Origin of the sequence: Pseudomonas sp. 30_B (genome assembly GCF_017491605.1) — a bacterium.
Taxonomy (GTDB): domain Bacteria; phylum Pseudomonadota; class Gammaproteobacteria; order Pseudomonadales; family Pseudomonadaceae; genus Pseudomonas.
The window spans coordinates 21,764-34,784 of sequence record NZ_JAFGYY010000003.1; the positions used below are offsets into that span (position 1 = coordinate 21,764).

General features: G+C 61.4%; 9 protein-coding genes and 1 tRNA gene. 7 read left to right on the plus strand and 3 right to left on the minus strand.

What is annotated here, in order from left to right; translation table 11 throughout:
- Window position 1: 1 nt before the first annotated feature.
- Both J5M67_RS03845 and pilB read right to left on the minus strand, forming a co-directional pair.
- Complete coding sequence (locus J5M67_RS03845; RefSeq protein ID WP_207883480.1) at window positions 2–1,219, minus strand: type II secretion system F family protein; 1,218 nt, start codon at window positions 1,217–1,219, stop codon at window positions 2–4.
- 3 nt (window positions 1,220–1,222) lie between these two features.
- Window positions 1,223–2,926: a type IV-A pilus assembly ATPase PilB gene (pilB, locus tag J5M67_RS03850; RefSeq protein ID WP_207883482.1), complete on the minus strand. Its 1,704-nt coding sequence runs from the start codon at window positions 2,924–2,926 to the stop codon at window positions 1,223–1,225.
- Between the two features lie 225 nt (window positions 2,927–3,151).
- On the opposite strand from pilB, the gene J5M67_RS03855 reads away from it, so the two are divergent.
- From J5M67_RS03855 to J5M67_RS03865, 3 genes are all read left to right on the plus strand, one after another.
- Window positions 3,152–3,565, plus strand: a complete 414-nt coding sequence (locus tag J5M67_RS03855) for a pilin (RefSeq protein WP_207883484.1) — start codon at window positions 3,152–3,154, stop codon at window positions 3,563–3,565.
- Between the two features lie 168 nt (window positions 3,566–3,733).
- Window positions 3,734–5,434, plus strand: a complete 1,701-nt coding sequence (locus J5M67_RS03860) for a Wzy polymerase domain-containing protein (protein WP_368735917.1) — start codon at window positions 3,734–3,736, stop codon at window positions 5,432–5,434.
- A 104-nt stretch (window positions 5,435–5,538) separates the two neighbouring features.
- Window positions 5,539–5,614, plus strand: a tRNA-Thr gene (locus J5M67_RS03865).
- 54 nt (window positions 5,615–5,668) lie between these two features.
- Here J5M67_RS03865 and nadC read toward each other — a convergent pair.
- Window positions 5,669–6,517 carry a carboxylating nicotinate-nucleotide diphosphorylase gene (gene nadC, locus J5M67_RS03870; protein ID WP_207883488.1) on the minus strand — a complete coding sequence of 283 codons (849 nt, stop codon included), beginning with the start codon at window positions 6,515–6,517 and terminating at the stop codon, window positions 5,669–5,671.
- Window positions 6,518–6,802: 285 nt separating this feature from the next.
- Between nadC and J5M67_RS03875 the strand changes: the two genes are divergently transcribed.
- The 4 genes from J5M67_RS03875 (at window position 6,803) to J5M67_RS03890 (ending at window position 12,814) form a co-directional block, all read left to right on the plus strand.
- Window positions 6,803–9,094: a DUF1631 domain-containing protein gene (locus J5M67_RS03875; protein WP_207883490.1), complete on the plus strand. Its 2,292-nt coding sequence runs from the start codon at window positions 6,803–6,805 to the stop codon at window positions 9,092–9,094.
- Window positions 9,095–9,157: 63 nt separating this feature from the next.
- A complete protein-coding gene (gene ampD, locus J5M67_RS03880) occupies window positions 9,158–9,721 on the plus strand; it encodes a 1,6-anhydro-N-acetylmuramyl-L-alanine amidase AmpD (RefSeq protein ID WP_207883492.1) in 564 nt (187 codons plus the stop codon).
- Window positions 9,718–10,554, plus strand: coding sequence for a regulatory signaling modulator protein AmpE (gene ampE / locus J5M67_RS03885; protein WP_207883494.1), 837 nt, complete (start codon window positions 9,718–9,720; stop codon window positions 10,552–10,554). The genes ampD and ampE overlap by 4 nt, the downstream gene beginning before the upstream one ends.
- Before the next feature lie 226 nt (window positions 10,555–10,780).
- Window positions 10,781–12,814 (plus strand): methyl-accepting chemotaxis protein, encoded by a 2,034-nt coding sequence (locus tag J5M67_RS03890; protein ID WP_207883496.1) that lies wholly within the window; start codon window positions 10,781–10,783, stop codon window positions 12,812–12,814.
- The last annotated feature ends 207 nt before the right edge of the window (window positions 12,815–13,021 follow it).

The window sequence follows — 13,021 nt, forward strand, 5'->3', positions numbered from 1 at the left end:
CTTATACGACGTTGCCCAGTTGGAAGATCGGCAGGTACATGGCGATGATCAGACCGCCGACCAGCACACCCAGAACGGCCATGATCATCGGTTCCATCAGGGTGGTGAGGTTATCGACGGCGTTGTCGACTTCCTCTTCGTAGTAGCTGGCGACCTTGTCGAGCATGGCGTCCAGCGAGCCGGACTCCTCGCCGATGGCGGCCATCTGGATGGCCATGCTCGGGAAGACGCCGGTGGTGCGCATGGAGAAGTTCAACTGCGTACCGGAGGAGACGTCCTGCTTGATCCTATTGACCGCGTTGCGGAACACCACGTTGCCGGTCGCTCCGGATACCGAGTCCAGAGCCTCCACCAGGGGAACGCCCGCGGCGAAGGTGGTGGAGAGCGTACGGGCATAACGCGCAACCGATGACTTGTAGAGAATGTCGCCGACGATGGGCAGTTTCAGCACCAGGCGATCGAGTCTGTCCCGGAATTTCTCCGAGCGCCGGTAGGCTTCTCTGAATGCAAAGGCGCTGGCGAACATGGCGATCAGAACGATGAACCACCATTGCTGCAGCATTTCCGAAATGGAAATGACGAAGCGGGTGAATGCTGGGAGTTCCGCGCCGAAGTTGGCGAAGACGGATTGGAACTGCGGCACTACCTTGATCAGCAGAATGGCCGACACGATGACCGCGACGACTACAACCGCGATGGGGTAGGTCATGGCCTTCTTGATCTTGGCCTTGAGCGACTCGGTCTTTTCCTTGTAGGTCGCTACGCGGTCAAGCAGCGTTTCCAGGGCGCCGGCCTGTTCACCAGCGTCCACCAGGTTGCAGTACAGATCGTCGAAGTACAGGGGCTTCTTGCGCAGGGAATTGGCCAGGCTGTTACCCGCGGCGACTTCCTGTTTTATCTCTTCCACCAGCTTGCGCATGTTCGGGTTGTCGAAACCTTCCCCGATGATGTCGAAGGACTGCAGCAGCGGTACACCTGAGCTCATCATGGTTGCCATCTGCCGGGTGAACAGGGCGATGTCCATGGGCTTGATCTTCTTGCCCTGGCTCAGCAGCGACATCCCTTTCTTGCGCACCTTGATGGGGTTGATGCCTTGCTTGCGCAACTGGGCCTTGACCAGCGCCATGCTGGTCCCCGAGAGTTCCCCCTTGATCTTCCCGCCCTTGCGATCAGTGCCTTCCCAGGTAAAGACACTGGTCTTCAATGCTTTTTCCGCCATGGATTAATCCTTGGTCACGCGGTTGATTTCCTCGAGGCTGGTAATGCCCTGCATGGCCTTCAGCAATCCCGAGGTGCGCAGATCGTTGAAGCCTTCTTTGCGGGCTTGTTCGGCGATCTGAATGGAATTTCCTTCTTCCATGATAATCCGCTGTAGCGCAGGCGTGATTTTAACCACTTCATAAATACCCACACGCCCCTTATAACCGTTCTTGCAGTTTTCACAGCCGACCGGTGCATACAGCTTGAACGAGCCGACCCGCTCCTCCGGGAAGCCTTCGTGGAGCAGGGTTTCGCGCGGTACGTCGTGTTCCTTCTTGCAGGACGGGCAGAGTTTGCGTGCCAGGCGCTGGGCAATGATCAGGTTAGTCGAGGTGGCGAGGTTGAACGAGGCAACCCCCATGTTCAGCAAGCGTGTCAGGGTTTCCGCGGCGCTGTTGGTGTGCAGGGTGGACATCACCATGTGCCCGGTCTGCGCGGCCTTGATGGCAATTTCCGCGGTCTCAAGGTCGCGGATCTCCCCCACCATGATCACGTCAGGGTCCTGGCGCAGGAAGGCACGCAAAGCCTGGGCGAAGTCCAGGCCCTGTTTCGGGTTGACGTTGACCTGGTTGATGCCTTCCAGGTTGATCTCTACCGGGTCTTCGGCGGTGGAAATGTTGATGTCCGGCGTGTTGAGGATATTCAGGCCGGTATAGAGGGATACCGTCTTGCCGGAGCCAGTGGGGCCGGTCACCAGGATCATGCCTTGCGGCTGCTTCAGTGCCGCGAGATACAGTTGTTTCTGCTCTTCCTCGTAACCCAGGGCATCGATACCCATTTGCGCGCTGGCCGAGTCGAGGATACGCATCACGATCTTCTCGCCCCATAGCGTGGGCAGGGTGTTGACGCGGAAGTCGATGGACTTGGTCTTGGACACGCGCATCTTGATGCGGCCGTCCTGGGGTTTGCGGCGCTCGGAGATATCCAGGCCGGCCATCACCTTGAGGCGTGCAGAGATGCGGCTGACCAACTGGACCGGCGGCTTGGCCACTTCCTGGAGCATGCCGTCGGTACGGAAGCGAACCCTGTAGACCTTTTCATAGGGTTCGAAGTGCAGGTCGGACGAGCCGCCCTTGATGGCATCCAGCAGCATCTTGTTCACGAAACGCACCACCGGTGCGTCGTCGGCGTCGCCGCCGATGGCTTCTTCCTTGCGCTCGGCGTTGCCGTCTTCGATGTCCAGGCCGTCCAGGTCGACGTCGCCCAGGTCGTCCAGGCCGCCGGTGGCGCTCTCGAAGAACTTTTCGATGGCGTCGCCGAGCCGGTCATCTTCGACCAGGATGGCTTCAGTGGTCAGGCCGGTGCTGAACTGGATATCAGTGATCGCCTGGTGATTGGTCGGGTCCGAGAGTCCGACGAAAAGCTTGTTGCCCCGGCGCCACAGGGGCAGGACGCGGTGCTGGCGCACGAGCTTCTCGCTGACCAGTTCCTTGGGGAAACTCTCCTTGTCCAGGCTGGCCAGGTCGCAGAAGGCAACGCCGAACTGGTCGGCGGCCAACTCCATCAGCGGCCGGCTCTTCACCAGCTTGTTCTGCACCAGGTAGGTCACCAGCGACAGTTTGTTGCGCTGCGCCTGCAGTTGCGCTTGTCGAGCGCTGTTCTCATCAAGCAGTTGAGAAAGCACTAACTGCCGGGCAAGGCCGGACAGGACGACTTGATCGTTCATGGGAGAGTAGCCGGATGGAGAGTTCAAAATCTTATAACGCAGTTAGGGGGAGGTGCCAAATCAGGTGACAGGCGCTGCCAAAATTTGTCACTTCGTGCGTAATTTCGCTGCTGGTTGTCGGAAAGTACCTCTCGGCTCCGTATCCGAGGGCGTTGAAAGTTTGGCATGGAATCTGCTTGATCAGGAATCAGGTCCTTGGGCCGTATCCAACAACTGGAGAGAACTATGAAAGCTCAAAAAGGCTTTACCTTGATCGAACTGATGATCGTGGTTGCGATCATCGGCATCCTGGCCGCCATCGCCCTGCCGGCTTATCAGGATTACACCACTCGCGCCAAAGTTAGCGAAGTTATCGTAATGGCTGCTCCGGCGAAGCTGGCCGTGGCTGAAACCAGTTCTTCGCTCGGCGGGCTGGGATCTCTTACTGCCTCGAACTCCGGGTATGTTTTCCCGGGTGCGACTAAATACGTTTCGGGTGTCACTATTACAGCTGGTACCGGTGTTGTGACAGTAGCTTCCACCGTTCCGGGGGCTACGGGTAACATTGTTCTTACTCCTACCAATGTTGGTGGCGGTCAGCTGAAATGGGCATGCACAACTACTATCAACACTAAGTATGTTCCTCAAGAGTGCCGCTAAGAATTTTGATCCTCGTGGCATTAGGAGGCGACCTTCGGGTCGCTTCTTTTTTTCGATCAGATTCTGGCTTCTGATGTGGTAGGGCTTTATGGGCTCGGCAGCAGAGGCGGTGCTTCCGAAGTTTAAGATCGGTCGCAATTGCGTGGTGGAGGGGCGGTCTTGCATGGCGTGAACGGAGGAGAAGAACAAGGAGCGGGGCGTTCGATGCTTGGCGGGACTCTTTGGGTGGTTGTCGCTTCACTCCCCTGGTTGGTGCCCACGCACATGGATCCGTGGACTACCTTCTACAATGACACTATGGCGGCGGCGGTTTTGCTTCCGTTGGTAGTTCTATTGTTCTTCTCTTCGGCGCAGGGGTGGATTGTCACTCGTGCGGCATTATTTGCTATTTGTCTATCCGCTGTTCCTCTGGTTCAGGCGGTGACAGGGATTTTGCTAATTCCTGAAGAGTCTTTTGTAATCGTGGGCTTTATTCTGGCTTTTGCAGTTGCCTTGTCCTTGGGGCAGCAGAGGCAGTTGATAGAGTCCCATCGAATTGCAGATGGCTTGTTCGCAAGCTTTATTCTGGCTTCGATACTGTCGACCGGGCTGTCCTTGTATCAGTGGCTCGCGCTTGATGGATTGGGAGTCCTGGTGCTTTCTCCTGCGATCGGCGGGGTGAGGGCGGTTGCACTTGTCGGGCAACCTAACAATCTTGCAACACTTCTGGTATGGGGCTGCATCGGAGTCTGGTGGGCCTATAACAGACGTTTTGTCGGTAGTGGTTGTGCCGTCCTGGCGGTCGCCTTTTTCCTGGTGGGTGTGGCCCTGACGGGGTCACGTACTGGCTGTCTCCAGGTTGCTTTTCTTGCCGGAGTTGCTCTCATTTTCTGGTGGCCTCGCAATACAAGAAATAGATTAATTGCGGTGCTACTGCTGGCAAGTTGGTTTGTGACTCTGCTATTGCTTCTTCCTCTGCTGAGCAACTTCCTTTTTGGTGCGACAAGTCGCGAGATGTTAAGTGTCGGTATACGACCGATTTTTTGGTCTATGGCGCTTGACGGTATTGTAGATCGACCGCTGGTGGGGTATGGCTGGAACCAGGTCGTAACGGTCCATGTGGAGTTCGCTGAGAAATACTCAGGCGTGGGTTCGGTTATGGGGCATGCGCACAATCTCTTCCTTGATCTGTTGCTATGGAATGGGGTTGTAGTGGGTGCGGTATTGATTGCTGCCATTGTCTGGTGGGGAGTCGTACAGGTTCTGAAGGTGAAGACAGAGTCGCATGGCATCATTCTGGCCGCCATCGGTGTTTTTCTTCTTCATTCGATGCTCGAGTTGCCCCATCTGTACTTGATTTTCCTAGTGCCTGTCGGATTGCTGGTCGGTATGGCAAGTTCGTTCTTGCCGATGAAAATCATCGCTACGTTGCCACGCTTTTCGATCATCGTGATTGGTGTGGTGATGGCTGCGGCTCTTGTTATTGTATTTCGCGACTACAGGTTGATAGAGGATAGTCTGGCTGCGCGTAAATTCGTGGCTGCGCGAATCTCGGGTGCAGTGAGCCCAAGCTCTCCTGATGTAATTCTCCTCAAGTCGCTCCAAGGCGCTCTTGAGCGCCTTGACGCAGTGCCAAGTCGAAATATGCCGGCCGCGGCTCTCGAGGAAAGGCATCTTACCGTCTTGCGCTACCCGACAACCGGCGGGCTTTTCCGGTATGCCCAATCGGCTGCGTTGAACAATAGAGCAGACGAGGCGGCATGGGCATTACAGCTCATCTGTTACCTCCGGCCAAAGCAGACTTGCAAATCGGTCATTGATGACTGGAGAACCCTGGCGTCGTCGGGCAATCCTGAAATGAACTCCGTGGTTATGCCAAGGGTGGAGTGATTGCTGCATTTATTCGGCCTGATCACTTGGGTGTACGCCAAATGTTGAATGGCGCGCCTGGATGGATTGCTTCGCAGGAAGCAGAGTGCTAGCTTACGCGCGCCGCCGGTGTAGCTCAGTCGGTAGAGCAGCTCATTCGTAATGAGAAGGTCGGGGGTTCGATTCCTCTTGCCGGCACCAGCTTCAACAAAAAGCCCCGCTTTCGAGCGGGGCTTTTTGTTTTCTGGCCGCTATCTATAGGCTCAGCCGCATCGACAGATCCAGCGCCTTCACATCCTTGGTCAGGGTGCCGATGGAGATGTAGTCCACCCCAGTCTCGGCGACGGTGCGCAAGGTCGCTTCGGTGATGCCGCCGGAGGCTTCCAGCTTGGCGCGGCCGGCGGTGAGGGCGACGGCGGTGCGCATGTCGTCCAGGCTCAGCTCGTCGAGCATGATGATGTCGGCGCCGGCATCCAGGGCCTGGCGCAGCTCGGCGAGGTCTTCCACTTCGATCTCCACTGGCTTGCCGGGGGCGATGCGGTGGGCTTCGGCGATGGCCTGAGCGATGCCGCCGCAGGCGGCGATGTGGTTTTCCTTGATGAGGAAGGCGTCGTACAGGCCGATGCGGTGGTTGTGGCAGCCGCCGCAGGTGATCGCGTATTTCTGTGCCAGGCGCAGGCCGGGCAGGGTCTTGCGGGTGTCGAGCAGCTTCACGCCGGTGCCCTCGACCAGGTCGGCGTAGTGACGGGCGCGGGTGGCGGTGCCGGAGAGCAGCTGGAGGAAGTTCAGCGCGCTGCGCTCGCCGGTGAGGAGGGCGCGGGCCGGGCCTTCGAGGGTGAACAGGGTCTGGTCGGCGCTGACTTGCTCGCCATCCGTTACCTGCCACTTCACCTGGACGCGCGGATCGACCTGACGGAAGACTTCGTCGACCCAGGCGCTGCCGGCCACGGTGGCGTTCTCGCGGGTGATGATGCGGGCGGAGGCATCGCGCTCGGCGGCAATCAGCTGGGCGGTGATGTCGCCGCTGCCCACGTCTTCGGCCAGAGCGGCGCGCACGTTGGCCTGGATTTCCCCGGAAAGCTCGGCGAGGGTGAGGTTCGGCATGGAGGGCTCCTGTTCGCAGTGCCGGGATTATACGGGCGGCGGGCCCTTGCGGGTATCGATTGACGTTTGGCGCTGGTCAATCGTCTGTCGGACAAACGGCAGCAGAATCGACGTGAATTTCTTCAAGAATGCGAGAAATGACTCTTGGTTGTTCAAGAACCTTCCCTATAATGACTCCGAAATATCCTACTTTTTGACGCCACGAATTTGACGTTAAGGATGACGCTTCGATGACTGTTGTTACCGCCAGCCAGCCCGGCCAGGGCTGACGGCAGGAGACATGTGATGCAGAAGGACGCGAATGTAGTGCCGCTGAACAAGACGGCAACTTCCGAACAGTCGCCGAATTCGTTCGCCGCGCGTTTGCCGGCGGCGCTGGTCAGTGTGCGCGACAAGGTCGCCGTCCAGCTGCGTCAGGCCATGCAGTCGCTGTTCGATAACGCCGACGACACCCTGTTCGAGATGGCGGATCGGGCCTCCAACAACGCCGAGCAGAGTGCCTATTTCGAGGCCATGCGCGACCTGCGCCTCAAGCGCAAGAGCATCGAACGCGGCTTCCTGCAGAAGGTCTTCGAGCAATTCGCCAGTCTCGGCCAGTACGAGATCGGCAAGCCGTCGCCGCTGGAGTCGGTCTCCTACGACAATCTTTCCCTGGTTCAGAACGATGAGCTGGAAGAGGCCGTGGCGCTGGATGCCATGGTCGCCAAGGTGATGAGCCGGGACGGCGTCGCCCTTGGGCACCTCACGACCCGTTTCAACAAGCTGGTCAGCAAGAAGGTCGAGGACAAGACCAACCCCCTGGGGCCGCGCCTGTTGTGCGAGGCGTTCCTCGAGCCGTGCCAGGGGCTGGGCGTCGAGATCAAGGTCAAGCTGATCATCCTCAAGCTGTTCGACAAATATGTGCTGGCCGAGGCCGAGCACCTGTATGCCGAAGCCAACCAGACGTTGATCGCCCTCGGCGTGCTGCCGGAACTGAAGAATGTGCCGCTGCGCCGTCCGCCGCAGCGGACTGCTCCCAGCCAGGGCAGCGCGGCGGCCCCGGCGGCCGGCGCGGTGGAGCAGGCGGGTACGCAGTACCTGGACAGCGACTCCCAGGCGGCTTTCGCTGCTCTGCAGGATCTGCTCTCGCAGGTGCGTGGCAGTGCGGCCACACCGGCCCGCGCAGTGCCCTCCGACGCGCTGCCGATCACCAGCAACGACCTGATGCGCCTGCTCTCGCACCTGCAGTCGCACCTGCCGGCGCAGACCATCGATGAGATCAATGTACGCCAGCACCTGGACCACCTGCTGAGCCGTGTCAGCTCCAAGAGCGGCCGTTCCCGCGTGGTCGGCCAGGTCGACGAGGATGTCATCAACCTCGTCTCCATGCTCTTCGAATTCATCCTCGATGACCGCACCCTGCCGGACTCGCTGAAGGCCCTGATCGGCCGCATGCAGATTCCGATGCTCAAGGTCGCGGTGCTCGACAAGACCTTCTTCAGCCGTGGCAGCCACCCGGCGCGTCGCCTGCTCAACGAGATCGCCTCGGCGGCCCTGGGCTGGGGCGAGCAGACCGACGGCCAGCGCGACTACCTGTACCAGAAGATCGAGCAGGTGGTGATGCGCCTGCTGAACGACTTCGTCGACGATCCGGCGATCTTCTCCGAGCTGCTCGACGAGTTCATCGCCTTCACCGGTGATGAACGCCGCCGCAGCGACCTGCTCGAACAGCGCACCCGCGATGCCGAGGAAGGCCGCGCCCGCGCCGAGCTGGCGCGCCAGGACGTGGAGCAGGTACTCAATGAGCGCCTGCTGGGCCGCACGCTGCCGGAAGTGGTGGTGCGCCTGCTGCAGGAAGCCTGGAGCAAGGTGCTGCTGCTGACCTGCCTCAAGCACGGCACGGCTTCCCATGAGTGGGAGGCCGCCCTGGCGACCATGGATGACCTGATCTGGAGCGTGGAACTCCACGAAGACCCGGATTCGCGCCTGCACCTGCTGGAGATGGTCCCACAGCTGCTCAAGTCGCTGCGCGAGGGGCTGGCCGCCGCGGCCTTCGATCCGTTCTCCACGGGGGAATTCTTCAGCCGTCTGGAGGGGCTGCACGTGCAGGCCTTCCAGCGCTACAAGCAGGCCGAGGAGCGCAAGGCGGCAGCCCTGGATGACGACCTGCCTCTGCTCGACGAGCCACTGGATGCATCGGCGGAGGTCGTCGCGGCCACGCTGCAGCCGGCGATGGTGGCCGTGGTGGCGGAAATCGTGCTCGCCAGTCCCGATGAAGTCCGGGCGGTGGAGCCCGAAGAAACGCTCGCTGAGGGCGACGAGGCGCTGCGCCGGGTCGACGATCTGCGGGTCGGCAGTTGGGTGGAAATCCAGGAAGACGAGGAGCACAAGCTGCGTTGCAAGCTGGCGGCGGTGATCCGTCCGAGCTGCCGCTACATCTTCGTCAACCGTACCGGCATGAAGGTGCTGGAGAAGACGCGCATGGGCCTGGCCCTGGAGTTCCGTCGCAACGCCGTGCGCCTGCTGGACGACGCGCTGCTGTTCGACCGTGCCCTGGAGTCGGTGATCGGCAATCTGCGGCGCCTGAAGAACGCCTGACCTCGCCACGAGTTCATTTCCCCGTGCAGCTGCTTTAGAGTGGGGTTCTGTCAAGGAGCCCCCATGCAGCTCGACCCCCTTACCGGCTGGTGCCAAGGCGCCCAGCATTGCCCCTCGCCGAACTTCAACGCCCGCCCCGACGGCGAGGTGGTGTCGTTGCTGGTGATCCACAACATCAGCCTGCCGCCCGGCCAGTTCGGCACCTGCAAGGTTCAGGCGTTCTTCCAGAACCGTCTCGACGCCGACGAGCATCCGTATTTCGCCAGCATCGCCGCCATGACCGTTTCCGCGCACTTCCTCATCGAGCGCGACGGTTCGCTGTTCCAGTTCGTGTCGTGTAACGACAGGGCCTGGCATGCCGGCGTTTCGCGCTTCGACGGGCGCGAGAACTGCAACGATTTTTCCATCGGCATCGAACTGGAAGGGACCGACTGCGATCCGTATAGCGATCGTCAGTACGAGGTATTGGCGGAGCTGACCCGGCAACTGATGGCCTGTTATCCGGCCATCACCCCGGCGCGCATCCAGGGGCACTGCGATATCGCCCCCGAGCGCAAGACCGATCCGGGCGAGGCGTTTGATTGGGCGCGCTATTTCGCCGCCATCGGAACGAAGGAGTCGATATGAGTTTCCTGGTGCTGTTGCTGGTTCTGGCGGTGGAGAAGCTCTCCGCCTGGCGAGCGCGGTTGCAGCGCGACAGCCTGTGGTTGGGCTGGCTGGATACCGTGGGTGGCGTGCCCTCGCTGGTGGCCAAACCCTGGCTCGGCCTGCTGGTCGCGGTATTGCCGCCCCTGCTGTTGCTCGCCCTGCTGCTGACGCTGCTGGAGCCCTTCGCCTATGGCCTGCTGGCGCTGCCGGTGCACCTGCTGGTGGTGGTCTGGAGCCTGGGGCGCGGCGACATCCTGCGGGCCATCGGACCTTTCCGTGATGCCTGGCGCCGCGAGGATGCCCAGGGCGCCTACCACGTTGCCGAGCGCGACCTCGGCGTGCAGGCCGACAATGACGACGAGCTGCTGGCGCAGGTGCAGGGCACGCTGGTGTGGCAGGCCTATCAGGCGTTCTTCGCGGTGATCTTCTGGTACGCACTGCTGGGCCCGGTGGCAGCGCTGACCTACCGTCTGCTGGCCATCGCGGCGGAGCAGGGCCGGCAGGCGGAGTTGCGCGAGCGCGCCGTCCAGCTGCGCCATGCGTTCGACTGGCTGCCGTCGCGGGCACTGGTGCTGAGTTTCGCCCTGGTGGGCAATTTCGTCGCCGTCAGCCGCAGCCTGCTGCATGACTTGCTGGCCTGGGACGTGCCCGCCGCCCGCTTGCTGGCGCGGGCAGGTTACGTGGCCGAGGATTTCAACGAGGGTGGATTGGGTGCCAGGGGCGTCGCCAGCCTGGACGCGCTCTGGCAACTGCTGGTCCGCTCGGCGGTGCTCTGGTACGCCGTTTTCGCGATCTGGACCCTTCTGCTTTAAGGCCTTGAACCGGGCCGACTGCCGTCGGTCCGGTGATGGCGTTTTAACCTTAAGTTACAGAACTCCCCGCCGATATCAGGTACACAGAAGCCTGTGCGCGCCGATCCGGTCTGTGATGCCTATCACAAGCCGTTCCGGCGAGCGCGCGTGCGGCGTGTGCCTGTCCTGGGCGCACCTGCCATCCCCGACAAGCAACATAACAATAACGGGAACAGGAGACGTCTTTGTGAGGACTGTGCTCTATCCGGCCATCGCGCTGATGAACCGCCTGAGCTTCGGCATGAAGTTCAGCCTGATCAGCGTGCTGTTTTTCCTGCCGATGCTGATCACCAATTTCTATCTGGTGCGTGATTCCTACCGGCAGTTCGTCAGCACCCGCGCCGAGCTTCAAAGCCTGCAACTGATCGGCGATGGCCAGCAGATCCGTCGCAACGCCGAAGCCTACAACGACCTGCTGCACATCAACGGCATTCTTGGCCAGTCCTCCAGCAAGGGCGCCGGCATCGAAGGGCGCGTCGCCCGCTTGAACAAGGATCTGCGGGCGCAGATCGATGCGCTCCGGCCGGTTATCCAGGGCGCCGAGCAGGTGGCCGAGTTCAACGCCAAGCGCGATGAGCTGCTCAGCTCCCTCAAGGGAATCGAGAGCGAAGGCTCGCTGCAGAGCAAGGCAGCGCTGGCGGCACGCCTGCTCAATCAGGTCCTCGTATTCAACAAGCTGCTGGTGTCCCAGGGCGGGCTGAGCCAGGACGATGCCCGCGATGTCCGCCAGCTTGCCGAGCTGCTCACCGCCGTTACCCCTCACATCACCGAAACGCTCAGCCAGGGGCGCACCCTCGGCTCCAGCGCGCTGGGCCAGGGGTTTCTCAATTCGTCCTCCAGTGACCGCTTCAACGACCTGCAGCAGGAGCTGGAGAAGCTCCATGCCGAGTACGGCCTGAAGCTGCAGGATGCCCTCGGGGGCAGTTCCGCCGCGCAGGTTGCGCTGGCCGCCGACGCCGACGCCAGCCGGGAAACCCTGAAGAGCCAGGGCAGGTTCTTCGAGGACAAGGTGGTGATGGCCGATACCTTCGACACCCCCTGGACCGACTTCTACGACCAGGTCAGCCGGGCGATGGACAAGACCTATCGCCTCGATGACCAGGTGCTGGTCTTCGTCGGTGGTGCCCTGCAGGAGCGCCTGGCCAGCAAGCAGCAGCAGATGGTGTTGCTGGTGGCGGCCCTGCTGGTGGTATTCCTCGCCATCGGCTACCTGTACAGCGGCTTCTACGTCTCCACCCGCACCACTCTCAAGAGCCTGGGGCAGATGATGGAGCGCGTCGCTTCCGGCGACATGACGGTCACCTTCCGCGCCCAGAGCCGGGACGAACTCGGCGAACTCGGGCAGGCGTTCAACCAGACGGTGGGGAAGATTCACGACCTCATCGAGCAGGTCGGCCGCACCGTCGCCGAGGTCGAGCGGCAGACCGTGCGCGTGGAGTCGGTGTCCGCCGAAAGCAACCAGGCGGTGACCGGCCAGCGCAATCAGATCGAGCAGGTCGCCACGGCGATGAACCAGATGGCTGCCACTGCCCAGGAGGTAGCGCGCAGCGCCGCCGTGGCGGTGGGCAGCGCACACAACGTCAACCAGGAAACCGCCAGTGGTAGGGCCCTGGTGGAGTCGCAGGTGGGCAGCATCCAGCGCCTGGCCGGCGAGATCGACGAGTCGGTGGCAGTGATCAACCAGTTGGCGGCCGACAGCGCCTCCATCAGCCGCGTGCTGGATGTGATCAAGGGCATTGCCGAACAGACCAACCTGCTCGCGCTCAACGCTGCCATCGAGGCGGCGCGGGCCGGCGAACAGGGCCGCGGTTTCGCCGTGGTGGCCGATGAGGTGCGCACGCTGGCCAAGCGCACCCAGCAGTCCACCGAGGAAATCGAGCAGATGATCGATCGCCTGCAGAACGGCGTTGGCGCGGCGGTGAAGGCGATGGGCAGCAGCCACCACACCGCCGACGGCACCGTGAGCCAGTCGGAGCAGGTGCAACTGGCGCTGGAGAACATCCTCCAGGCGGTGGGCGCCATCGTCGACCAGAACCAGCAGATCGCCGCCGCCGCCGAACAGCAGACGGCGGTCGCCCACGATATCGACCAGAACATCGTGCAGATCAACCAGGCCGGCGAGCGTACGGCGGAGGGCGCCAGCGAGACCGAGCGTGCCAGCCGCGAGCTGACCGGGCAGGTGGTCGAGCTCAAGCGCCTGATCGGCGCGTTCCGGGTGTAAAGCGTTCATCCGCAGCCCGGTATCCGCGTGAGCGCAAGGACGCTTCCCCATCTCGCGGATACCGGGTTGTCGGTGAATTCAGGATTTCAGTCGAGCGGCTTTTGATCCTGTAGGAGCGAGCTTGCTCGCGAAGCGCCCCAGCCTCGGCGTTACCCGCTAAATCCGTTCGCGAGCAAGCTCGCTCCTATGAAGAGCACCAGAGCGGAT

Bases quoted from the DNA above. Each gene is read 5' to 3' on its own strand.
- pilB (WP_207883482.1), bottom strand. From the start codon at position 2,926: ATGAACGATCAAGTCGTCCTGTCCGGCCTTGCCCGGCAGTTAGTGCTT.
- nadC (WP_207883488.1), bottom strand. From the start codon at position 6,517: ATGCCGAACCTCACCCTCGCCGAGCTTTCCGGGGAAATCCAGGCCAAC.
- J5M67_RS03845 (WP_207883480.1), bottom strand. From the start codon at position 1,219: ATGGCGGAAAAAGCATTGAAGACCAGTGTCTTTACCTGGGAAGGCACT.
- J5M67_RS03855 (WP_207883484.1), top strand. From the start codon at position 3,152: ATGAAAGCTCAAAAAGGCTTTACCTTGATCGAACTGATGATCGTGGTT.
- ampD (WP_207883492.1), top strand. From the start codon at position 9,158: ATGCAGCTCGACCCCCTTACCGGCTGGTGCCAAGGCGCCCAGCATTGC.
- J5M67_RS03875 (WP_207883490.1), top strand. From the start codon at position 6,803: ATGCAGAAGGACGCGAATGTAGTGCCGCTGAACAAGACGGCAACTTCC.
- ampE (WP_207883494.1), top strand. From the start codon at position 9,718: ATGAGTTTCCTGGTGCTGTTGCTGGTTCTGGCGGTGGAGAAGCTCTCC.